This window comes from Lampropedia hyalina DSM 16112 (assembly GCF_900129055.1).
Lineage (GTDB): Bacteria > Pseudomonadota > Gammaproteobacteria > Burkholderiales > Burkholderiaceae_C > Lampropedia > Lampropedia hyalina.
Genome location: NZ_FQUZ01000032.1, coordinates 14817 through 36460, shown reverse-complemented (window position 1 = coordinate 36460; position 21644 = coordinate 14817). Strand labels below are relative to the sequence as shown.

The window sequence follows — 21644 nt, the reverse complement described above, 5'->3', positions numbered from 1 at the left end:
TGAATCGCCCTGACGCGCTTTTTCTTGTGCGCCCGTTGCGCCACGGCAAGCTGTGGCTCCAGTTCCCGATACCAGCGGCCATGCAGCTTCTGGCCTGTGCTGGTGGTGGCACAGTCTTTCAGGCCTAGGTCGATGCCGACCGATGCAGCTCCTTCGCTGGCCTGGGTTTCAACCTCCACGGCCACGTTGAAATACCAGCGGCCACGCGCATCCTCGTTGAAGCTGGCGGTCTTGAATTGGTATTGACTCAGGCCGTAGGAATCCCATACGCCGAAATAGTGGCCATTGTGATAGACCTGCCCACTCTTCCAACTGGCTGCGCCGGTGTTGATGGGTATCCAGCCAAGGCTACGTTTGCTGCCGGTGGATTTGCGCCAGTTCAGCCGGGCGCGTTTGAATTGACGGCGGCGCGTGACATATTCCACAGAAACCCGTTGCACGGTTTGGCTGTGCAAGCCCAATTCCCTGGACGCTCCATCGGTGTACTTTTGGATGTCGTAGGCGGACATCCACTGGCCACGCTCCCGAATCGAGCGGCTGGAAAGCGCATTGATGAAATTCCAGACAAAATTGACCTGCCGCGCCATCTGCAAAAGCAGCGGTGCGTGCCTGTCTTTCACGCGAAGTTTCAGGGTTTTGATGGCTGTCGGCATGGTGCTGACTTTAACAGAGAGAGTGTATTCTTAATGTGTTATCCATTCACCAACATGGAACCCTTCGGGTTCCGCGCTCTGCATCCCCGCCGTGAACGACGGGGCTTGACACGCAATCAGGTAAACGCTTCGCCCCCGAGAAAATCCGCTGTGGACACACCGGGGCCGATGTTCCACGAACTCTGCCTGTTTGGCAGGCCGGGATGCCATATGGGGAAAACGATCATTACAATAGTCCGCGAAACGCCGATGAATTCCAGCCGCTCGCCATCCCTTGCTGCAAGACAGGCGAGGCAGGGCATTCTCGGCATTCCCACCATTCATGCTAGCCATCCATGCCGCCAGAACCCTCTCCCGAGTCTTCCCGTCCTTCCGTTGCCCCCGAGGCTGCCGACTCTGTCAGCCCACCGGTGCGCAAACGGCGCAAGGGCATTTACATGCTGCCCAATGCAGTGACGCTGGCCGCGTTGTTCTGTGGTTTTTATGCCATTGTGATGGCCATGAACAAACGCTTCGATCTGGCCACCACCGGTATTTTTGCGGCCATGATCCTGGACAGCCTCGATGGCCGGGTCGCCCGCATGACCAATACCCAGAGCGAGTTTGGCGAGCAGATGGACTCGCTCTCGGACATGGTCTCGTTTGGTGCGGCTCCTGCTCTGGTCGCTTACGAATGGTCGCTGCACGCCCTGGGCCGCTGGGGCTGGATTGCCGCGTTTGTTTACTGTGCCTGCGCCGCCTTGCGGCTGGCCCGCTTCAACGTGAACACCGGTGTCGTGGACAAACGCTGGTTTCAGGGACTGCCTTCTCCATCGGCGGCAGCACTGGTGGCCGGTTTCATCTGGCTGATGACCGATGTGCAACGCGGTTATGAACAATATGTCAGCAATCAGGTACTGGCCTGGGGCATGTTTGCCATTACCCTCTATGCAGGCATCACCATGGTGACGAACCTGCCGTTCTACAGCTTCAAGGACTTGCAGACGCGCAAGTCCGTGCCGTTTGTCAGTGTCGTGCTGGTGGTGCTGCTGATTGCCGTGGTCAATATCGACCCGCCGCTGGTGTTGTTTGGCGCGTTTGTGCTCTACGCCGTCAGTGGTTTCGTGGTGTATGCCCGGCGCAAATCGCGTGGCGAACCCACCAGTGTCATCAGCATCTCCACCGACGAGCCGGACGAAAAAGGACTGCACGACTGAACCCGCACCGTGTTTGTGATTCAAACAGGCCCAGGGCAGGTATTTGAAGCTGTCACTGCGGCACAACAGGCACACGGTACACTTTTTGCTTGGACTGGCGGTGTGCAAATGCAGGCTCCATACCATGCCTGTATGATGCCAGGCCATGTTCCCGTAGGCTTGGCATTGCACTGTTTTGTAATCACGCGCAATGCGCTAATCAATGGATTTTTTCAGGAGTAACGACAAATGGGTGGACTTTCAATCTGGCACTGGGTGGTGGTTCTTTTGGTGGTGGTCATCGTCTTTGGCACCAAGAAGCTGCGCAATATCGGCAGTGACCTTGGCGGTGCCGTCAAGGGCTTCAAGGACGGTATGCGAGACAGCAATGGCGAGTCGGGTGCCGAACAGCCGCCATCCCAGGTCACCGGCAAGGTAGAAAACGAACAGAACACCATCGATGTGGCTGCCCGGGAAAAGAATTGAGGGCCGTGGTGCCGGATGCAGTCCGGCATTCGATTCGATGTGTGACGCGACACCAGATGCAAGGCATGCCATCGGCTGCCCAGGTATTCTCCCCGGCATCGTCACTGGAATAAGGTGGCAATGCCGCTGGCGCAAGGCAGATTCTCATGTTTGATATTGGCATTTCCAAGCTGGCACTGATCGGGGTGGTGGCCCTCATCGTCATCGGCCCTGAAAAACTCCCGCGCGTTGCTCGCACCGTCGGCACCTTGCTGGGCAAGGCCCAGCGGTATGTGAACGATGTCAAGGCCGAAGTGAACCGCTCGATGGAGCTCGATGAGCTGCGCAAGGTCAAGTCCACCATCGAAGACTCGGCGCGGGAGGTGGAACAGTCCGTGCGCACCCACGCCAGTGACTTTCAGAAAGAATGGTCCAGCCTGGAGCAGGATGTGCAGCAGGCCACGGCCTCCGATGACTTCCAGAACCCTTCTTTCGACGATGCGCAAGCCGACGATGGCCCGCAAGACCCCAGTCGCCGCGAATTCGTCACGGCCGTGACCCCGGTGCATCGCCATTCCCGCAAGAACTGGCGCAGTCAGCGTGCTGCCTTGCCGCATTGGTACAAGGCGCGCCAGCAGGTGCGTGGTCGCCTGCGCTCCAAGGCATTGCGTTCGGCTGCCCAAGGGGCACCCCGTTGAAGCGGGGCATACACGCTGGCAGCGCCTTGCCTTTTTCTCTCCCTTGGGAAGGTCTGCAAAACTCTTGCGGTAAGCCCGCGCCCGCCAATGGGATGCGGGCGGCGCAACGGGTTTTGCAGACCTTCCCTAGCCACTGACCTGTTTTCAGCTTCGACTCCCATGACACACCACACTTCCTCCGAAGATGAACTGGCAGGTACGGAACAGCCTTTCGTACAGCACTTGATGGAGCTGCGCAACCGCCTGCTCTACAGCATCGGTGGCATCGCACTGGCGGTGGCATTGCTGGCACTCTGGCCTGGCCCCAGTGCCCTCATCGACTTCGTGGCACAACCCATCCGGGCACACATGCCTGCCGATGCCAAGCTGATTGCAGTGGGCGTGTTCACCCCCTTCTTTGTGCCGCTCAAGGTCATGCTGCTGGTGGGTGTATTGCTGGCACTGCCCTGGCTGATGTACCAGCTCTGGGCCTTTGTGGCCCCCGGCTTGTATAGCCACGAAAAGCGTTTTGCCATGCCACTGATCTTCTTCGGCAGCATGTTGGCCTACATCGGCATTGCCTTCGTCCAGTTCTTCGTGCTGGACAAAATGTTCGCCTTCATTCAGAACTTCACCCCGGAAAGCGTGGCCGCCACGCCCGACGTGGCTTCCTACGTTGGAGCCATTCTCTCCCTCTATATTGCATTCGCGCTGGCTTTCCAGGTACCCATCGTGGTCATGCTGCTGGTGCGCTTCGAATTGGTCACCATCGAGAAACTGCGCTCCTTCCGGGGCTACTTCGTGGTGCTGGCCTTCGTGATTGCCGCACTGGTGACACCACCGGATGTCATCTCCCAACTGGCACTGGCCATCCCCATGTGCCTGCTGTACGAAGTGGGCATCATTGCCGCAGGCTGGTTCCGCCAAAGCAGTGCCAGCCCGGAGGAAGAAAAACCATGAAATTCCGTCTTGCGCATTGAAAAAAATCTGAGAGTGCCCGGTTCATTCAACGGGGAACGTGGCCACTCTAAGTAAGTGGTTGCGAAGCAGTACGCTTGAGTGAAGAGACATGACCCGCAAACCCAGTTGGAGGAGCTGCGGCGTTTTCAATTTTCATGGGGTGTTGGAGTCATCGGGTGTTTCAGTCCAGTGTGGGCGGAGGCCGAGTTGAAATTCCTTGCGAACTTGCATCAGTGAATGCTCGTCACCCATGTCAGCTTCGATTTCTCCGATACACCCCCAGCAATCTCCCCCACAGTCTATTGATAACGCATCAAAAGGATTATCCAGTTTGCGGCCACAGATATTGCAGTTCATATGCCTAACGAATTGTTAGGCCCTGCTGAACTACTATGATTCACGAGTCATTGCGAAACTACTATCTGGGTGCTCTAGGCTGCACCTTGAGTTAGCAACGTACTCTCTCATCCATTCTAGCTTTGACCTAACTGGGTTTTCCCATGGATATTGATGAAGTTGTGCTTCAATGGTTGAAGCAACAGAACTCTTTAGTTCATCATGGGTAAACTCATGACTTCCCATTTGCATACGATGCTCCATTTCGAGAATGTAGAATGGATTCAGTAGGTATGCATTGTTTTGTTGTTGTATAAGCTCTGGAATATAGGAGCGCTTTGGAAGAGAGTTAAAGATTGGATTGGCTTCAGAGTAGCACTCTAGATGAGCTTTATCTGCAAACAACTTGGCGCACTTGCCGAGAGAGTCAGAAAGAAGAATTCTTGGCGTCACTGCCTTCTTGGACTCTAAAATGAAGGCTTCTTCAACTGCGGGCCCAAAGAAGCTCAGATCGTCTAAATAGGCATCACCGAATGAAATGCCACCTCTTACCAAATATCCTTCACTAAGCAGGCGGATTGTAGTCAGGGTGGTATTAAATAGGGCTACTTGAATCAATCTCTCCTCTTCATTGGTTTGATAATCGTTATTTTCACGGAGGCCATGAAATATGTAAGCGCAGTCAGAGAAGCTGTAAACCTTACGGTAGTACGAAGCCTCCTCTCTATCTCTCGCTTGGCAATCACGCATTGATTCGTGAAATGCCCTGTGAACCTTATATTTTGACTCGAAATCTTGGTTGTCCTTCGTTCCAAGAATATCAAGGAAGGTCACTACGGTTTTCTTGTAGGTCATCTTATTGCTCGCAATATCAAAAGGCTTAACGCCGAAGCTCAGCCGACGGCAAACCGCGCAGCGGTTTGACGGTCGGCTGGAGCGCCTTGTTAGATGCCACCTACTTGACGCCGTATTTGCTCTTTAGCTCTGCAAGGCGTTTGGTGTCATCTTCATCGAAGCCGCGCGTTGAAAATAAGGTTTCACCATCTGGGCCATCCAGTCGCTCTACCGTAACCGTAAACACTGCATCAGCAGGAGCTTCTACCTTTCCCCAATCTGAGAACATATTTGGTGCGAGGCTCCAGGAGGCCTCTTCGCCCGGTTCTAGCCCACCTTTGATGCTGTAGTTGAAGTCATCTTTAAGCCAAGGCACGCTGCGATTTGGGCTTGCAATTACGCCATTGAAATATGCGCGAGAAACGGGGCTGTTTGTGCCGTTTTTTACAGTAATTTCAATAATTGGCTGCTTACCCATGAAGCGTTGTTCTTGAAAATGGAAACGTGAACGTAGCACAGCAAATTTTTTTAGCTCTTCTCTGCTTTTTTCAGCATCAACACGCTTTTTCTCAAGTTCTTGTATTTCAGCTAAGGCTTGTTCTCGCTCGCGCGCTTGGCGTTCAGCTTTCACTTGTGCGGCTTGGGCAATCACTTCTTCAGCGGTTTTCCCATCCAAAGCGCCCTTCATCTTTGCCTCAATAGAAGCACTTGATGCACCACCAGCCATGATGGCTGCTAGGTCAATTTGGCTAAATGCCAATATTCGGATAGCCTCGTCGAAATCTGCTCGCTTAGCTTCCGGCAGACTTTCCCTTACCTTCTGGGCTGATGCCTTCATTGATTCATCGCTGGAAGCATCAATTGTGGGCTTGCTGCACCCCGCCATAGCAAGCGTGAGCAGTGCGACGGCAACCCAGGAAATTTGTTTCATAGAGAGCACTCCTACTGTGTGATTTCGCCAGAATGGCAAGTGGCATCTAACGTTTGAGCTCAGGCCGCGGCCCGTCAGGGCCGTCGCGCCTGCAGCGAATGGTTAGCGCGCAACGCACCTACTTGAACATGCCAATAAGGATGAGAAGACCAATTACCACCCACACCCATGTGTAGCTCTTCTTCTTCTTCTGCGGCGCCTTGGCCGGCGAGAGCGGAACCTTCGGCGGCTCAATTTTCAATTGAATGTGCGTGGTGCTGGAGGCCTGCGCCTCCTCCTCCCACTCAGGCTTGAAGCCGCCGATGATGTAGCGGTTTACCTTCTTGAGGATTGGCTGAATTCCAACCGCCACCTCCTTGTAATTTCCCTTTACCTCTTCATAACTGGTTCGATATTTCCAGTTTTTGTCGGTTTTAGGATCGATGGTGGTGGGAAGCTTCTCAAGAGTTTCCAGTACTCTGGCACGATTGAGCGCTGGGCAGAGCTCATGCTCCTTAAGCGCAACCTCAAGTTCATGACGAATACGGGCCTTGTCAAAGTGCCAGACGCCATTTCCGTCAAACTGACCATAGTCCAGCCAACCACCACCCCACTCATAGACCGGCATTCCGAGTTTCTTGCAGCCCCAAATATTGGCTTCGAATTGGCGCTCTCCGTAACAGAAGGCCTCGGGCTTGAAGGCCTTCTGCCGGTTTCGGTAACAGCCCACGCCGTAATACGTAAGGTCTTTCTTTGTGGCTGCCTGCCCGTTAATGAGCATTTGAGAAGACTTCCAGCTTCCCACCAAATCAAAAATGTTGGCAATGAGCTCAACTTCTGTAAGTGGCAGCGTGATTTTGTGCTGCACCTGCTTACCTTCGCCGGTGACCTCATAGGACGGCAGCTTTTCACAGATTGCGACGGCCTTCGCATAGCCGGCTGATGTGCTGTTACCGAACGTTATCTGCACTGTGGCGACGCCCGATGCAGAAACGCCCTTGGACACTTGATCTGCTTCGGTGACTGGATCACCGCACTGCGCGCAGAACTGAGAGCCTGTACTAATGCTTGCTCCGCACTTATCACATATCAGCATCTCGTATTCTCCTTTGCGCGCTAACGGCCAAGGTAAGCCGCCCGCCGTAGGCGGGTCGGCTTGACTGCACAGTTAGACCCAGAAGCCAAAACAGAAACCACTGAATTGACGACGGGCGCACACTGCGAAAAAGCACTGCGTCACGGAAGCGACGCAATGCTTGAAATTGGTGAGTGACGACAGGACTTCCACCTGCGAATTCCTTTCGGTGATTAACCGAACGAGGGGCTGCACTTCCCCTCCTTGCCCGCCACTCGAAAAAATGAATGCCATATATGTGGCTAACGAACAAGATAAGCCGACCGCAGTATGCGGGTCGGCTTGAGCGCCGGGTTAGCCATAATGTGCTTTACGATGACAATTGGGGCAGACGGCAATCGCATTTTCAACAGTGTCCTCACCACCAGAAGCTAGCGTTTTTTTGTGGTGAACTTCTAGATATGGTTTTCCATCCGATTTTCGATTAAATGGGGCTTTGGCGCCACATTCTTGACACTTTCCGTTTGCTTGATATAAAACCTCCGCAACAACATCCGGGTTCCTAACGAATTGCTCAACCATAGTGATCTTTTTTACTGGATTCTTTGAGGCGTTTGCAAGACGTTTTTTTCTATCTTGACTTGATGTTGCTAGTGATTTTTCTACAGCGTCATCAAATTTTTCTGAAGTCTGAATATGGCGTATGTCTACAACTGAATATCCTGCATCAGATAGACCTGATACAGCATGAGTAGTATTGAATTTCGCTCCAGTGATACCTGTTGCTAATGACCAAATTGCCTTTGCCGGTAATAGTTCGCCGTTTGGCCCAAGAACGAACCAGTATTGTGATTTTCGGAATGAAGAGGGGCGATTTCCATTAAGGAAGGATGTGATTGCTTCATCTATGGACATGGGATATTTTTTTCTAACTACATTTAGACCGCACTATGGTAGTCCATCAGCACGGCCTAAAAATCTTTTTGACAAGCATTGTTCATAGCGGAAATTCGTGGCAACCAGGTATTTAGGCCGCCTAAATTTTTGCAGATGAAACAACAACGATTTCTGTCCCAGGTAGTCGCCCAGTCGGCGCAGTGATTCGAGCTTGTTTGGGCGACTTTTGGGGAAGTAGCCATTTTATTCGCAAGGAGCCACTTATCAAGGTGTCAGCACTCCCGCACCCAGCAGGGCAAAGACGACCAGACCCAGGATGATGCGGTACACCACAAAGGGCATGTAGCTTTTGGTGGATATCCATTTGAGGAATACCACGATCACGCCATAACCGGTGACGAAGGCGACCAGGGTGGCCAGTGCCGTCTGTGGTGCGCCCACGCCCAGGTCGCCCCAGCTTTTGTAGAGCTGGTAGAAGCCGGAGGCCACCACGGCGGGAATGGCCAGCAGGAACGAGTAGCGGGCGGCGGCTTCGCGGGTGTAGCCCAGCAGCAGGCCGCCGGTGATGGTGCCACCGGAGCGCGAGACACCGGGAATCAGGGCCATGGCCTGTGCCAGACCCAGCAGCAGGCCATGCTTCCAGGTCAGCTCGGTCAGTGGGCGTTGCTTGGCTCCACGGCGGTCGGCCCAGGCCAGAACCAGCGCGAATACGATCAGCATGGTGGCGGTCAGGTAGAGGTTGCGCAGCACGCCTTCGATGGCATCCTGAAACAGCAGGCCCAGTACCACGATGGGCACTGTGCCCAGGATGATGAGCCAGCCCATGCGGGCATCGGTATTCCATTGCGTTACCGGCTGGCCCAGTGCCGTCAGCCAGCTGGTGGTGATGCGCCAGAGATCCTTGCGGAAATAGATGAGTACGGCTGCTTCTGTGCCCAGTTGGGTGATGGCGGTGAAGGCCGCTCCCGGATCGCCCCCAGAGGGCAGCAGCGGCCCCAGAATGCGCAGATGGGCACTGGAGGAGACAGGCAGGAATTCGGTCAGGCCCTGGAGCAGTCCCAGGATGATGGCTTCGAGAAAACTCATGGATGGTGTGGCTTGGGGAAAAGAGGGCGTGTGCGGTGAATGTGGGGTACCGCAGTGACACGCTGTGTATTGCAGGCGTTATCTTGCCACTGTGCCAGGGCAGGTCAGGGAATCTACTGGATGTTGGTCTAAAATCTGCCAGCGCATTGCTTCTCATCCTTGCTGCCCGGTGGGTACCTGGCCCATACAGGCTGGAATCCGTGGCCGGGGCGGGTGAACGATGAGAGAGACCATGCCCTTTTAACCCTAATTCAGTGAGGTTTTTTATGAGCAAAATTGCAATTCTGGCCGCAACCCGTACTGCCATCGGCAGCTTTCAGGGCGGTCTGGCCAGTGTTGAGGCCCCGGAACTGGGTGCGATCGTGATTCGCAGTGTCCTGGAGAAGACCGGGATTGCGGCAGAACAGATCGACGAAGTGATTCTGGGCCAGGTGCTGACCGCAGGCAGTGGCCAGAATCCGGCCCGGCAAACCGCCATCAAGGCCGGTCTGCCTGTGAATGTGCCTGCTCTGACGATCAACAAGGTGTGTGGTTCGGGCCTGAAGGCGGTGCATCTGGCGGCACAGGCCATCCAGAGCGGCGATGCCGATCTGGTGATTGCCGGTGGTCAGGAAAACATGAGCCTGGCTCCGTATGTGCTGCCCAAGGCCCGCACGGGTCTGCGCATGGGCCATGCCCAGTTGCAGGACAGCATGATTCAGGATGGCCTGTGGGATGCCTTCAACAACTACCACATGGGCATCACCGCCGAGAATCTGGCCGAGAAGTATGAACTCACCCGTGAGCAGCAGGATGAGTTTGCCGCTGCCTCCCAGCAGAAGGCTTCCGATGCGGTGGCCTCTGGCCGTTTCAAGGATGAAATCACCCCCGTGCAGATTCCCCAGCGCAAGGGCGATCCGATTGTGTTCGACACCGATGAGCAGCCCCGTGCCGGTACCACTGCCGACAAGCTCGCCAAGCTCAAGCCTGCCTTCAAGAAGGATGGTACGGTGACGGCAGGCAATGCGTCCACGCTGAATGATGGCGCAGCCGTGCTGCTGCTGGCCAGCGAGGCCAAGGCCAAGGAACTGGGCCTGCCGGTGCTGGCCTGGGTTACTGCCTATGCCAGCGCAGGCGTGGAGCCTTCCATCATGGGCATTGGCCCGGTGCCTGCCACCCGTCGCACGCTGGAAAAGGCAGGCTGGAAGATTGAAGACCTCGATCTGGTGGAAGCCAACGAGGCCTTTGCTGCTCAGGCTCTGTCGGTGAACAAGGAGCTGGGCTGGGATACCAGCAAGATCAACGTCAATGGCGGCGCGATTGCGTTGGGCCACCCGATTGGCGCGTCCGGCGCACGCATTCTGGTGTCGCTGGTGCATGAGCTGATTCGCCGCGATGGCAAGAAGGGCCTGGCCACTCTGTGCATCGGTGGCGGACAAGGCGTGGCGTTGGCGATTGAACGCTGATCTGCGCGGTTAAGGACGGTCTGCAAAACCCTTGCGGTAAGCCCGCGCCCGCCAGTGGGATGCGGGCGGCGCAACGGGTTTTGCAGACCTTTCTTAAGCTCAATATAAAAATGCCAGTGGGTGCAGGCCCGCTGGCATTTTTTTCATTCATCGCTGTCGGCAGCGGCGTTGAGGTGCAGGTCCTGAATCTTGCGGGTGATGGTGTTGCGGCCAATGCCGAGTTTCTGTGCCGCTTCCATGCGCCTGCCCTGGGTGCTGGCCAGAGCCGTGCGGATCAGCGTGGCTTCAAAGCGGTCGCTCAACAGGGTCCAGACCTGGCCGGGGTATTCGCTGAGCAATTGCTGGGCTTCGCGTTGCAGGATGTGTTCCCATTCTTGGTGGCCCGTGCCTTCCAACACGCCCACGGCGTGCGGGGCGTGGGCAGGGGAGGATGCCAGTGGCTCCTGCCAGTGTGCCAGTGCAGGCGGTGCGTGGTATTCACCTGCGCTGCCGGGTTCTGTGCCGGGGCTGGCCAGTGGGGATGGCGTGTGCTCTGTGTGCCAGTGCAGGATTTCCGGTGGCAGGTCGCGGGTGGAAATGGTCTGGGCCGGAGCCATGACGCAGAGCCAGTGGCAGGTATTCTCCAGTTGTCGCACGTTGCCGGGGAATGGGAACTGGCTGAGGATGTGCAGGGCATTGTCCGAGATGCGCTTGGGTTCCACGCCCAGTTGCCGGGCACTGTTTTGCAGGAAGTATTGGGTGAGCAGCGGAATGTCTTCGGCGCGTTCGCGCAGCGCGGGCAGGCGCACCCGGATGACGTTGAGGCGATGGAACAGGTCTTCGCGGAAGCGGCCTTCGGCAACGCGCTGCTCCAGGTTCTGGTGGGTGGCGGCAATGACGCGCACCTTGACCTTGACGGAGGTGTGGCCGCCGACGCGGTAGAACTGGCCTTCGGAGAGCACGCGCAGCAGGCGGGTTTGCAGCTCGAAGGGCATGTCGCCGATTTCGTCAAGGAACAGCGTGCCGCCGTCGGCCTGCTCGAAGCGGCCTCGCCGCTGGGTCTGCGCACCGGTGAAGGAGCCGCGTTCGTGGCCGAACAGTTCCGATTCCAGCAGGTCTTGCGGGATGGCGGCGGTGTTGATGGCGACGAATGGGCCTTGCGCCACCGGCGAATGCTTGTGCAGGGCGCGGGCCACCAGCTCCTTGCCGGAGCCGGATTCGCCTGTGACCAATACCGTCACAAGGCTCTGGCTGAGGCGGCCGATGACGCGGAATACGTCCTGCATGGCCGGGGCCTGACCGAGGATTTCCGGGGTGGTCTGCACGGCATGGACGGCCTGGCTGTCGGGTTCGCGCTCGTGTTCGTGGATGGCCCGCTGGATGAGTTCCACGGCCTTGGTGACATCGAAGGGTTTGGGCAGGTATTCGAATGCGCCGCGCTGGAAGGCGGCCACGGCACTGTCCAGATCGGAGAACGCCGTCATGATGATGATGGGCAGTTCCGGGTTGTCGGCGTGCAACTGGTCGAGCAGTTCCAGGCCGGAGCCGCCGGGCATGCGGATGTCGCTGATGAGCACGCGCGGGGCCTGTTCGCAGGTGCTGGCATGGGGCACGATGGCCGAGCCTGTGCCGGTGGCCAGCGTACCATCCAGCCCCAGTTCTTCCCAGGCCTGGCGTACTTCGCCGGGATGGCTGAAGCTGCGGGTGGGGAGGTTCTCGCGTGCCAGGGCTTTCTCCAGCACGAAACGGATTGAAGGGTCGTCGTCCACAATCCATATCGGCTTCATAGTGTTGCTCCTTTGTATTGGTAATGGGTGAATGGGTGCGAATGGGCGTTCCAGGCACTCATGCCAGTGGAATGGTGACGATGAACTCGGTGCGGCCGGGGCTGCTGTTGCATTCGATCATGCCGCCATGTCGCTGGATGAAGGTCTGCGCCAGACTCAGCCCCAGGCCGGAGCCGCCGTCACGCCCGGACACCAGAGGCAGGAAGATGCGGTCGCGCAGTTCCTCGCTGATGCCGGGGCCGTTGTCGATCACATGCAATTGCAATGCCAACTTGTGCAGTTGCCGCCCCACGGTGACTTGCCAGGCGGCACGGGTGCGCAGTTCGATGGTGCCGTCGTTGTGGGCAATGCGCTGGGCCAGTGCCTGTGCGGCATTGCGCACGATGTTCAGCAGCGTCTGGATGAGCTGGTTTTTGTCTCCCAGAAAGTCGGGCAGCGAGATGTCGTAGTCCTGCACGATGTGCAGGCCGTGCGGATATTCCAGCAGCACCAGGGAGCGCACATGCTCGCAGACTTCATGGATATTGACCATTTCCAGCTTTTGCGGGTGGCGGTGAGGTTCGAGCAGGCGGTCGAGCAGGTTTTGCAGGCGGTCGGCTTCGTGGATGATGACCTGGGTGTATTCGTCCAGGCTGGAGTGGCCCAGCTCCATTTCCAGCAGTTGCGCTGCACCCCGGATGCCGCCGAGCGGGTTCTTGATTTCGTGCGCCAGGTTGCGCAGCAGCATCTTGTTGGCTTCGGCCTGTTCCTGAAAGCGTTCGTCGTTGTGCAGGCGCGATTGCTCCTTCAGGGGCCACAACTCCAGCATCCAGCCGCTGGGTTTTTCGGCACGCAGCAGGTTGATCTGCACGTTGCTCAGGGGCGTGTTCAGCATGCCATGCAGTGCGGCATCGAAGTGGAAGACGCTGTAGTGTCTGGAATTCTGGGCCTTTCTCAGGGCCTGTTCCAGCAGTTCGGGTTCTTCCAGGAAATGGGCAAAGTGCATGCCACCCATGCGTTTGCGTGACAGGCCCAGGGCGTTTTCCAGGGCCGCATTGGCGTATTGGATGCGGCCCTCGTTGTCGATGAGGGCAATGAGGGTGGTGAGTGAATCCAGATTGAAGAGCATGGTCAGGAATGGAGGGTGGGCAGACCAGGCAATGAACACGGCTGCATGGGAGGAATGCTGACCAGAAGGGAAATGTCGGCTGGCTGGTACGCAGGCAGGTTCCAAGCAATAAGCGTGCAAACTTTGCCACTGCTTGCCACTGCACCCAATCCAGTGAACAAAAAAGCGGGCGAAGGCCCGCTTTGACACCGATGACCTAGCGCAAGCGTGAGAGTTCGCGCTGGATGCCGTCAATGTCGGCCTTGGTGCGCTCGATTTCGGCCTTGAGGTTGGCGGTTCGCTCCAGGTAGCCCTGGGGGTTGCGCAGTTCGAGGGCCGTGCGCACAGGGTTGCCTGCGTTATATTCGTCCTCCAGCCTGGCCAGCAGTTCGTGGTTGCGTTGCAGTTCGGTTTCCAGAATCAGCCGGGCATCGCCATCGCGGGCGGCCTGGGTGGTGCTGGGAACCTGGTTGCTGCTGGAGTTGGCCGCTGCGCTGCTGGCCTGTCGGGGGGCGGTGGCATTGCTGCTGGCTGCGGGCCTGCTGGCGCGGGCTGCCGGTGGTGGGCTGCTCTGGATGATGGTGACATTGCCACCTTCCACGATCTGGCAACCGCGTTGTTTCGCCTGGGCTGCGTTATTGATGTATTCGTTGCCGCAGCGGTAGATGCGATCCTGTGCCAAGGCAGTGCCAGACCAGATGCCGAGAAGCACTGCGCCGATTGCCATTCTGTTCATGCTGTTGTTTCCTGTGTTGCCGCAAGGTTGCGAGGGGTCTATCGAATGATCTGCTGGTGAGAATACAACATTCTGTGCAGTCACCTTGCCATTTCACTTCGGCTGCTGGGCGCACAGATGGATTGCCCAACGAAAAAAGCTGCCAGTTGGGGCAGCTTTTGAAGGAGCGCAGATGGCATTCCCGGCCATCGTTTATGGCCGGGGGAGCCGTTTTTACAGCGAGTAGTACATATCGAATTCAACCGGGTGCACGGCCTGGCGGTAGCGGGTGACTTCGCCCATCTTCAGCTCGATGTAGGCATCGAGCATGGAGTCGGTGAATACGCCACCCTTGGTGAGGAAGGCGCGGTCGGCATCCAGTGCTTCCAGTGCCTGGTCGAGGCTGTGGCAGACGGTGGGGATGAGCTTGTCTTCCTCGGGGGGCAGATGGTAGAGGTCCTTGGTCGCGGCTTCGCCGGGGTGAATCTTGTTTTCCACACCGTCCAGACCGGCCATCAGCAGGGCTGCGAAGCCCAGGTAGGGGTTCATCAGCGGATCGGGGAAGCGTGCCTCGATGCGGCGGCCCTTGGGGTTGGCCACATAGGGGATGCGGATGGAAGCCGAGCGGTTCTTGGCGGAATAGGCCAGCTTGACGGGAGCCTCGAAGCCGGGAACCAGACGCTTGTAGCTGTTGGTGCCGGGGTTGGTGATGGCGTTGAGGGCACGGGCGTGCTTGATGATGCCGCCGATGTAGTACAGCGCGTAGTCGGACAGGCCGGCGTAGCCGTCACCGGCAAACAGGTTCTTGCCATCCTTCCAGACGGACTGGTGCACGTGCATGCCCGATCCGTTGTCGCCCACGATGGGCTTGGGCATGAAGGTGACGGTCTTGCCGTACATGTTGGCCACGTTCTGGATCACATACTTTTGCAGTTGTGCCCAGTCGGCGCGCTTGACCAGGGTGTTGAACTGGGTGCCGATTTCGTTCTGGCCTGCGCCTGCAACTTCGTGGTGGAACACTTCCACCGGAATGCCCAGGCTTTCGAGCACCAGCGACATTTCGGCACGCATGTCCTGGGTGCTGTCCACTGGAGGAACCGGGAAGTAACCGCCCTTGACGCGGGGACGGTGGCCCCGGTTGCCGCCTTCGAGCTTGGAGCCGGAGTTCCAGGGGGCTTCGTATTCGTCGATTTCGTAGAAGCTCTTGCCGGCCTGATCGTCCCAGCGCACGCCATCGAAGATGAAGAATTCGGGTTCGGGGCCGAAGTAGGCGGTATCGCCCAGGCCGGAGGCTTTCAGGTAGGCTTCGGCGCGCTTGGCGGTGGTGCGGGGGTCGCGCTCGTAGGGCTTGCCGTCGGCAGGGTCGATCACGTCACAGGTCAGGAACAGCGTGGGTTCCTGGAAGAACGGGTCGATGTTGGCCGAATCGGGGTCGGGCATGAGCTGCATGTCGGAGGCTTCGATGCCTTTCCAGCCCGCAATGGAAGAACCGTCGAATGCCTGGCCGGAGGTGAACTTGTCTTCGTCGAAATGGGAAATCGGAACGGTGATGTGCTGCTCCTTGCCGCGTGTGTCGGTAAAGCGGAAGTCCACGAACTTGACTTCATTCTCCTTGATGATGCTGAGCACGTCTTCTACGGTTTTGGCCATCTGGCTCTCCTGTGATGATGGGGATTCAATGTGAGTGGAAGAGAACGCGTTTTTGGTTTCGCGCACTGTTTTGAGCAAGTTACATGCCATCGTAAAGCGATGTCTTCCCGACAGGGCCTCCGGTGGCAATGCACCATTGGGATGCGAGGCGGATATTCTCGCACCAATCATGTGCATTTTCCTGGGGTGTGCCCCATACTGGGGCTGGTCGTCCGCCATTGTGCATGCGATGGTGGTCGGCAGTGCGGCTTGCTGGCGATGGCAGCCCGAACCGGTGCAAGGTTTGCCGCTGTTGCTGCGTGCGACTGGTTTGCCCGCATAATTTTGGCCTTTCTTCCGCGCTGTGCATGCAGTGCGGACAGGGTCATGGTCAAGCGGAACGGCATGGGTTCCAGAAAGAGATGAGGGCGGTGTATGCAGTGGCAACGGTGGGCTTCGGTGGGGCTTTTGATCGCCCTGGGGCTGGCGGGATTCTGGTTGCAGGGGCAGACGGGCGGGCGAACGCTGGTGTTCGCGCTGGTGTGCGGGCTGGTGCTGGGGGTGGCGATGCAGCGCAGCCGTTTCTGCTTTTATTGCCACACGCGCGAGTATCTGGAGGACGGCAATCCGCGTGGCGTGCTGGCCCTGCTGCTGGCAATGGCGGTGGGCCTGCTGGGCTACACGGTCATTCTGAGCAGTTGGCTGCCCAACCCGATGGCGGGCAACAGCCTGCCACCGGACATGCACATTGGCCCGGTGAGTTGGGTGCTGGTGCTGGCGGGCTTGTCCTTCGGCGCGGGCATGGTGGTGTCGGGTTCGTGCATCAGCGCGCACTGGTACCGGCTGGCCGAAGGCTCGGTGGCTTCGCCTTTTGCGTTGCTGGGCACGGCGATTGGCTTCATTCTGGGCTTCAAGAGCTGGAACGGGCTGTACAGCCTTGCGATTGCCGATGCACCGGTGGTCTGGCTGCCCGCGCACCTGGGTTATGGCGGTGCGCTGTTGCTGCAACTGGGGGTGCTGGGATTGCTGGCGGCCTGGGTCTGGCGCAGTTTTGCGAAGGAAGCACCTGTTCCAGCCAGTGCCGGAGGTGGTGCACCCGTGCCGGGGCTGGCGCAGGTGTGGAGCCGTCTGTGGCAAGGTCGCTGGAGTTACTGGACTGGCGGCCTGGTCGTGGGACTGGTGGGCGCGTTTGCCATCGTGCAGATGCGGCCCCTGGGCGTGACGGCCACGCTGGGGTCGGTGGCGCGGGATTTTGCCAATGAACGCCAGTGGATTCCGCTGACCCTGCATGGCCTCGACAGTCTGGGCGGTTGTGCCACGGTGTTGCAGGGCACCTACATGACGCCCAACGGGCTGCTGCTGGCCGGCATTGTGGGCGGTTCGTTCGTGGCCGCGCTGGCCAGCGGTCAGTGGGCGTTCCGGCTGCCGGGCTGGGGGGATGTGGCACGCGGTCTTTCTGGCGGGGTACTGCTGGGCTGGGGTGCCATGACGGCACTGGGTTGCACTGTGGGCAATCTGCTGTCGGGAACCCAGGCGGGAGCCTTGTCCGGCTGGGTGTTCGGCGTGAGCATGTTGGTGGCCCTGTGGGCGGGGCTGAAGATCAAGCGCGGGCTGGCACGGCGTTGGGCTTGACCTTTCTGTTTATTCATTGCCGCGCGGTGCGGATGGACGGTGGCATACGGCCAGGGCTGCTGCTGCGCAGTGGATTGATGTCCAGTCCACCCCGGCGGGTGTAGCGCGCGTACACGCTCAATTGGGAAGGCTGGCAGCGTTGCCAGATGTCCACGAAGATACGCTCGACGCAATCCTCGTGGAAGCCGTTGTGGTTGCGGTAGCTGACGATGTATTGCAGCAGGCACGCCTGGTCGATGGGGAAGCCGTGGTAGCGGATTTGCAGGCTGGCCCAGTCGGGCTGACCGGTGACCGGGCAGTTGCTCTTGAGCAGGCGGCTGGTGAGGGTTTCGCTCACCTGGGCCTGGTCGCGGTGGCTGCGCAGTAGCTCCGGGGCGGGTTCGTAGCGGCTGCATTCCACGTCCAGCCGGTCCAGATCAAGGCCATCGAGTTCCTGCACGGCTTCCTGGTCAAAGGCGGCCGGGTCGATGAGCTGCACGCCAATCGATGCGCCTGCATCACTGCCGCGCCAGGCGGCTTCGCCCAGGTCGCGGCGTAGGCATTCGCGCACCTGCTCGCTGTTCTCGAACACGCTCTGGTTGAAGCTGTTGAGGTAGAGCTTGAAGGATTTGCTTTCGATGATATGCGGCGTTTCGCACGGGAAGGTGAACTGCGCCAGGGCGACCTGCGGTTTGCCGCGTGGGTTGAGCCAGCTCAGTTCAAAGGCCGTCCAGAAGTCTGCGCCGACAAAAGGCAGGCGTGCCAGACCGATGCCCAGTGCCTGTCGCTGTGCCAGCCGGGGAATCGGGCACAGCAGGCCGGGGTCGTACTGGCTGGGATAGATGGTGGTCTTGCCAAGGGGAGCGTGGTGCAGCGGGTCGGACATGGTGGTGGCTCAGGTAGGAGGAGCGGAGGGCGTGGGCGAGGTGGTATCGGTATCGGGCTGCTCCAGCAGGCCGGGGATGGCAGGGGGTTCTGCCACTGCTTCCAGGATCGGCAGGTCTTGCAGGGAGGATAGCCCCAGATCGTCGAGGAACTGGGTGGTGGTGGCCAGCAGGGCGGGGCGGCCGGGGCTGTCGCGGTGGCCAATGGTTTCCACCCAGCCGCGTTCTTCCAGTTGCTTGAGGATGTTGCTGTTCACGGCCACGCCCCGGATTTCCTCGATGTCGCCGCGTGTCACCGGCTGGCGGTAAGCGATGACGGCCAGAATCTCCAGCGCGGCGCGGGAGTAGCGCGGTGTGCTGTCGGGTTGCATCCGTGCCAGATGGCTGGCCATGCTGGCACGGCTCTGGAAACGCCAGCCGGAGGCCACTTCCACCAGTTCCAGCCCACGCCCCTGCCAGCGGGCCGCCAGTTCTGCCAGCCATTGGCGCACGGTGGCCGGTTTGAGGGCCGGGTCGTTGAACAGGGGCAGCAAGTCCTGGGGTGTCAGTGGGCTGGTGGCGCACAGCAGGGCGGTTTCCAGCACATTCAGATGCTGTGGACTGGTGGTGGCAGGGGTTTCAGGGGGCATGGTGGTGAACGGGAGAGGCCGCCTGCAAGGCAGTGTGCAGCGAGTCGGGCAATGCTTGCCACAGGCCGGTGTCGTGCAGCAGTTGCTGCATGTCGGCGGGTGGCACAGCCGTCCACTGTAAAAACTCGCCGGTGACGGGATGGGTCAGGGCCAGTTGGTGGGCGTGCAGAGCCTGTCGCGCGAAGCCAGGCCAGGGCAGGCCGCCGTAGAGGGCATCGCCCACCAGTGGCAGGCGCAGGTGCTGCATGTGTACGCGAATCTGGTGGGTGCGGCCAGTGTGCAGGCGGCACTGCACCAGGCAGAAGTTCTGCTGCTGCGCCAGCAGATAGACGTCGGTCTGTGCGGGTTTGCCTGCCTGCCGCTGCAAATCGACCACGGCCATGCGCGTGCGCTGGCCAGGGTCACGCCCGATGGCGGCATCCACATGCAGGCTGGGGAAGGCGGTGGGTGTGTTGCCGGAGTCTTGGTGACTCCATGATGGCAGCCGCGCACTGCTGCCGGTCATGGGGTGCGCCACGGCCAGATACTGGCGGCTGACCTGCCGGGCGGCAATCATGCCGGAGAGGGCATGTACGGCAGGGATGCTCTTGGCCACCATCATCAGGCCGCTGGTGTCCTTGTCCAGCCGGTGCACAATGCCCGCGCGGGGCAGGGTAGCGAAGACCGGATGGTAGGCCAGCAGGCCGTTGAGCAGTGTGCCTTGCCAGTTGCCTGCGGCAGGGTGGACGACCAGCCCTGCCGGTTTGTGCAGCACCATCAGGGCGTCGTCCTCGAACAGGATGTCCAGCGGCATGGCCTCGGGCTGGTAGGCCTGGCTTTGCGGGGTGGGGCGCAACTCCAGCCGAAGCTGCTGGCCCACCTGTACTTTGCTGGCAGCCTTGGTGATGGTGCGTGCATCGACCTGTACCTGCCCTTCCCGCAGCAGGCTTTGCAGGTAACTGCGCGAGAATTCCGGGGCCAGTGTCAGCAGTACCTTGTCCAGCCGCTGGCCGTGCAGGCTGGCATCAATGCTGGCACAACGCCATTCGATGTCCTGGCTGGCTTCGGCCTCGTGTTCGGTGTCTTCTGCATCGGGCAGGGGCAATGGGATGGATTCCATGCAGGGGCGAGAAATGAAGAATGGAAGAAGAGGCAACGAAAAAAGGCGTGTTGCCACACGCCTTTCCGATGTCCTTCAGGGGCAATGCTGTCAGAGGTGCATCAGCGTTTGGGCAGGTATTCGCCTGGATTGACAGGCTTGCCCTGACGGCGCACTTCAAAGTGCAGCTTCACGCGGTCGGTGTCGGTGTTGCCCATTTCGGCAATCCGCTGACCACGGCTGACCTGGTCGCCTTCCTTGACCAGCAGGGCACGGTTGTGGGCGTAGGCCGTCAGGTATTCGTCATTGTGCTTGATGATGAGCAGGTTGCCATAGCCGCGCAGGCCGGAACCGGCATAGACCACCTGACCGCTCTGGGCGGCCAGCACCGGATCACCGGCATTGCCTGCAATGCCATAGCCCTTGTTGGTGGTTTCGTTGAAGCCATTGATGAGCTGCCCGCTGGCTGGCCAGATGAATCCTTGGCTGGATACCGCTGCGGCTGCTGTAGTGCTGGTCGCTGGTGGAGTGGCTGGCGCAGCCACCGCCGCTGGAGCACTGGCTGTGGCAGGAGGCAGGGGAGCCAATGCGGTGGCCGTGACGTTGGTACTGGCCGCAGGTGACGTGCTTGGTGTGGTGCTGACGGGCTGTACTACGACCGTGTTGCCGGAGGCACTGGCACTGCTGGTGCTGACCACGGTCCCTGCCACCGGAGCCGATACTGCCAATCTCTGACCCACCGAGATGACATTAGGATTGGAGATATTGTTCCACTCGGAAATCTTGCGCACACTCTGGTCGTGTTTGCGCGCAATTTTCGACAGGGTATCGCCAGGCTGAACCGTGTAGTATTGCAGGGACTGGCTGCTGGCCGCTGATTCAACTGGTGGTTTGGAGACCGGGGCACATGCCGAGGCCGGGCATGGAGGGCAGGTGGTACCGCAGCTCAGGGGAATGTCTCCGCTGATATTCTCGACCGGTGCCCGGTTGAGGCTGACTGAACTGCATCCAGCCAAGACGGCACCTGCTGCCAATGCGCCACCGATGTTTCTCCAAATTTGCATAACGATCAATCCTTGATTTAGCTGGTTCCTGATTTTAATGGCACAAAACGCACTGCTTCCAGTGCAAATTGCCGTATTCCTGTGGCGGTTTTGTCCAATACCATCAGAAGCTGATGGCCGGTGTCCGATTGCGTGGGGGCAATGATGCGACCGCCGACCGCAAGTTGTTCCAGCCAGGCATTCGGTATGGCCGCTCCTGCTGCTGCCGAGACGATGGCAGTGTAGGGGGCACCTTTTGCATAGCCTGCCATGCCGTCACCAAACAGCAGATGCAAATTGACCAAACGCAACTCCCGAAGGTTATCACGCGCACATTCATGCAAGCCCTTTATTCGCTCCATCGAATAGACTTCTGTTGCAATTTTACTCAATACCGCGGCCTGATAGCCACAGCCGGTACCGATTTCCAGCACCCGGCCGGGCAGGCGGAAACCGGAAGGGGCATCTTCCGGAATGAGCAGGGAGAGCACGCGCGCAATCATCGAGGGTTTGGAGATGGTTTGCTCGAAGCCAATCGGCAGGCTGCTTTCGTCGTAGGCCTTGCTGGCCAGTCTGGGGGGGACAAAGTTGTGTCGGTCGATCTGGCCCATGGCGTGGAGCACGCTGGCGCAGTGCCCGGCAGCGGCCAGTCGGCCCAGCATGCGCTCCTTGGCAGCCTGCTGGTTGGC

Annotated in this window: 20 protein-coding genes and 3 pseudogenes; 6 read left to right on the top strand and 17 right to left on the bottom strand. The window is 58.9% G+C overall.

Annotation, left to right across the window (positions count from 1 at the left end; translation table 11 throughout):
• Positions 1-653: pseudogene (locus BUE21_RS11925) on the bottom strand (RNA-guided endonuclease InsQ/TnpB family protein); the annotation flags it as partial.
• Between the two features lie 335 nt (positions 654-988).
• Here BUE21_RS11925 and pssA point away from each other — a divergent pair.
• The 4 genes from pssA (at position 989) to tatC (ending at position 3930) form a co-directional block, all read left to right on the top strand.
• Entirely contained in the window at positions 989-1849 is an 861-nt protein-coding gene (gene pssA, locus BUE21_RS11920) for a CDP-diacylglycerol--serine O-phosphatidyltransferase (protein WP_073356883.1), read from the top strand.
• Positions 1850-2077: 228 nt separating this feature from the next.
• Entirely contained in the window at positions 2078-2314 is a 237-nt protein-coding gene (gene tatA, locus BUE21_RS11915; protein ID WP_073356882.1) for a Sec-independent protein translocase subunit TatA, read from the top strand.
• 146 nt (positions 2315-2460) lie between these two features.
• Positions 2461-2991: a Sec-independent protein translocase protein TatB gene (gene tatB, locus BUE21_RS11910; protein ID WP_073356881.1), complete on the top strand. Its 531-nt coding sequence runs from the start codon at positions 2461-2463 to the stop codon at positions 2989-2991.
• 159 nt (positions 2992-3150) lie between these two features.
• Complete coding sequence (tatC, locus tag BUE21_RS11905; protein WP_073356880.1) at positions 3151-3930, top strand: twin-arginine translocase subunit TatC; 780 nt, start codon at positions 3151-3153, stop codon at positions 3928-3930.
• Positions 3931-4320: 390 nt separating this feature from the next.
• On the opposite strand, the gene BUE21_RS11895 is transcribed toward tatC, so the two are convergent.
• The 7 genes and pseudogenes from BUE21_RS11895 to BUE21_RS11875 form a co-directional block, all read right to left on the bottom strand.
• Entirely contained in the window at positions 4321-5121 is an 801-nt protein-coding gene (locus BUE21_RS11895; protein ID WP_073356878.1) for a hypothetical protein, read from the bottom strand.
• A gap of 100 nt (positions 5122-5221) precedes the next feature.
• Positions 5222-6031 (bottom strand): DUF6694 family lipoprotein, encoded by an 810-nt coding sequence (locus BUE21_RS11890; protein ID WP_073356877.1) that lies wholly within the window; start codon positions 6029-6031, stop codon positions 5222-5224.
• Positions 6032-6149: 118 nt separating this feature from the next.
• On the bottom strand, positions 6150-7016 hold the full coding sequence (locus tag BUE21_RS11885) for a hypothetical protein (protein WP_200796736.1): 867 nt from the start codon (positions 7014-7016) through the stop codon (positions 6150-6152).
• Between the two features lie 21 nt (positions 7017-7037).
• Positions 7038-7106 (bottom strand): annotated as a pseudogene (locus BUE21_RS15195) (zinc-ribbon domain-containing protein); the annotation flags it as partial.
• A gap of 20 nt (positions 7107-7126) precedes the next feature.
• A pseudogene (locus BUE21_RS14560) lies at positions 7127-7234 on the bottom strand (DUF1010 domain-containing protein); the annotation flags it as partial.
• Positions 7235-7439: 205 nt separating this feature from the next.
• Entirely contained in the window at positions 7440-8000 is a 561-nt protein-coding gene (locus BUE21_RS11880) for an HNH endonuclease (RefSeq protein ID WP_073356875.1), read from the bottom strand.
• Positions 8001-8246: 246 nt separating this feature from the next.
• Entirely contained in the window at positions 8247-9068 is an 822-nt protein-coding gene (locus tag BUE21_RS11875; protein WP_073356874.1) for an undecaprenyl-diphosphate phosphatase, read from the bottom strand.
• 266 nt (positions 9069-9334) lie between these two features.
• Here BUE21_RS11875 and BUE21_RS11870 point away from each other — a divergent pair, with 266 nt between their 5' ends.
• Entirely contained in the window at positions 9335-10513 is a 1179-nt protein-coding gene (locus BUE21_RS11870) for an acetyl-CoA C-acetyltransferase (RefSeq protein WP_073356873.1), read from the top strand.
• Positions 10514-10656: 143 nt separating this feature from the next.
• On the opposite strand, the gene ntrC is transcribed toward BUE21_RS11870, so the two are convergent.
• The 4 genes from ntrC to glnA all read right to left on the bottom strand — a co-directional run bounded on the left by ntrC (position 10657) and on the right by glnA (position 15731).
• On the bottom strand, positions 10657-12279 hold the full coding sequence (gene ntrC / locus BUE21_RS11865; RefSeq protein ID WP_073356872.1) for a nitrogen regulation protein NR(I): 1623 nt from the start codon (positions 12277-12279) through the stop codon (positions 10657-10659).
• A gap of 58 nt (positions 12280-12337) precedes the next feature.
• Complete coding sequence (gene glnL, locus BUE21_RS11860; protein ID WP_073356886.1) at positions 12338-13387, bottom strand: nitrogen regulation protein NR(II); 1050 nt, start codon at positions 13385-13387, stop codon at positions 12338-12340.
• Positions 13388-13583: 196 nt separating this feature from the next.
• Positions 13584-14102: a hypothetical protein gene (locus BUE21_RS11855; RefSeq protein ID WP_073356871.1), complete on the bottom strand. Its 519-nt coding sequence runs from the start codon at positions 14100-14102 to the stop codon at positions 13584-13586.
• A 213-nt stretch (positions 14103-14315) separates the two neighbouring features.
• Positions 14316-15731, bottom strand: a complete 1416-nt coding sequence (gene glnA / locus BUE21_RS11850) for a type I glutamate--ammonia ligase (protein ID WP_073356870.1) — start codon at positions 15729-15731, stop codon at positions 14316-14318.
• A 414-nt stretch (positions 15732-16145) separates the two neighbouring features.
• On the opposite strand from glnA, the gene BUE21_RS11845 reads away from it, so the two are divergent.
• Positions 16146-17342, top strand: a complete 1197-nt coding sequence (locus BUE21_RS11845) for a YeeE/YedE family protein (protein ID WP_073356869.1) — start codon at positions 16146-16148, stop codon at positions 17340-17342.
• A gap of 13 nt (positions 17343-17355) precedes the next feature.
• Here BUE21_RS11845 and queF read toward each other — a convergent pair whose 3' ends face one another.
• The 5 genes from queF to BUE21_RS11820 form a co-directional block, all read right to left on the bottom strand.
• Positions 17356-18207, bottom strand: coding sequence for an NADPH-dependent 7-cyano-7-deazaguanine reductase QueF (gene queF / locus BUE21_RS11840; RefSeq protein ID WP_073356868.1), 852 nt, complete (start codon positions 18205-18207; stop codon positions 17356-17358).
• Positions 18208-18216: 9 nt separating this feature from the next.
• On the bottom strand, positions 18217-18834 hold the full coding sequence (gene scpB / locus BUE21_RS11835; protein ID WP_073356867.1) for an SMC-Scp complex subunit ScpB: 618 nt from the start codon (positions 18832-18834) through the stop codon (positions 18217-18219).
• Complete coding sequence (locus BUE21_RS11830) at positions 18824-19933, bottom strand: pseudouridine synthase (RefSeq protein WP_073356866.1); 1110 nt, start codon at positions 19931-19933, stop codon at positions 18824-18826. Before BUE21_RS11830 ends, scpB begins: the two co-directional genes overlap by 11 nt.
• Before the next feature lie 101 nt (positions 19934-20034).
• A complete protein-coding gene (locus tag BUE21_RS11825) occupies positions 20035-20976 on the bottom strand; it encodes a peptidoglycan DD-metalloendopeptidase family protein (RefSeq protein ID WP_073356865.1) in 942 nt (313 codons plus the stop codon).
• Between the two features lie 17 nt (positions 20977-20993).
• Complete coding sequence (locus tag BUE21_RS11820) at positions 20994-21617, bottom strand: protein-L-isoaspartate(D-aspartate) O-methyltransferase (protein ID WP_073356885.1); 624 nt, start codon at positions 21615-21617, stop codon at positions 20994-20996.
• Positions 21618-21644: the final 27 nt, after the last annotated feature.

Coding starts and splice junctions, on each gene's coding strand:
- tatB (WP_073356881.1), top strand. CDS start 2,461: ATGTTTGATATTGGCATTTCCAAGCTGGCACTGATCGGGGTGGTGGCC.
- ntrC (WP_073356872.1), bottom strand. CDS start 12,279: ATGAAGCCGATATGGATTGTGGACGACGACCCTTCAATCCGTTTCGTG.
- scpB (WP_073356867.1), bottom strand. CDS start 18,834: ATGCCCCCTGAAACCCCTGCCACCACCAGTCCACAGCATCTGAATGTG.
- tatA (WP_073356882.1), top strand. CDS start 2,078: ATGGGTGGACTTTCAATCTGGCACTGGGTGGTGGTTCTTTTGGTGGTG.
- BUE21_RS11870 (WP_073356873.1), top strand. CDS start 9,335: ATGAGCAAAATTGCAATTCTGGCCGCAACCCGTACTGCCATCGGCAGC.
- BUE21_RS11890 (WP_073356877.1), bottom strand. CDS start 6,031: ATGAAACAAATTTCCTGGGTTGCCGTCGCACTGCTCACGCTTGCTATG.
- tatC (WP_073356880.1), top strand. CDS start 3,151: ATGACACACCACACTTCCTCCGAAGATGAACTGGCAGGTACGGAACAG.
- BUE21_RS11895 (WP_073356878.1), bottom strand. CDS start 5,121: ATGACCTACAAGAAAACCGTAGTGACCTTCCTTGATATTCTTGGAACG.
- BUE21_RS11875 (WP_073356874.1), bottom strand. CDS start 9,068: ATGAGTTTTCTCGAAGCCATCATCCTGGGACTGCTCCAGGGCCTGACC.
- BUE21_RS11880 (WP_073356875.1), bottom strand. CDS start 8,000: ATGTCCATAGATGAAGCAATCACATCCTTCCTTAATGGAAATCGCCCC.
- pssA (WP_073356883.1), top strand. CDS start 989: ATGCCGCCAGAACCCTCTCCCGAGTCTTCCCGTCCTTCCGTTGCCCCC.
- BUE21_RS11855 (WP_073356871.1), bottom strand. CDS start 14,102: ATGAACAGAATGGCAATCGGCGCAGTGCTTCTCGGCATCTGGTCTGGC.
- BUE21_RS11830 (WP_073356866.1), bottom strand. CDS start 19,933: ATGGAATCCATCCCATTGCCCCTGCCCGATGCAGAAGACACCGAACAC.
- glnA (WP_073356870.1), bottom strand. CDS start 15,731: ATGGCCAAAACCGTAGAAGACGTGCTCAGCATCATCAAGGAGAATGAA.
- BUE21_RS11845 (WP_073356869.1), top strand. CDS start 16,146: ATGCAGTGGCAACGGTGGGCTTCGGTGGGGCTTTTGATCGCCCTGGGG.
- BUE21_RS11825 (WP_073356865.1), bottom strand. CDS start 20,976: ATGCAAATTTGGAGAAACATCGGTGGCGCATTGGCAGCAGGTGCCGTC.
- glnL (WP_073356886.1), bottom strand. CDS start 13,387: ATGCTCTTCAATCTGGATTCACTCACCACCCTCATTGCCCTCATCGAC.
- BUE21_RS11820 (WP_073356885.1), bottom strand. CDS start 21,617: ATGCTGGGCCGACTGGCCGCTGCCGGGCACTGCGCCAGCGTGCTCCAC.
- queF (WP_073356868.1), bottom strand. CDS start 18,207: ATGTCCGACCCGCTGCACCACGCTCCCCTTGGCAAGACCACCATCTAT.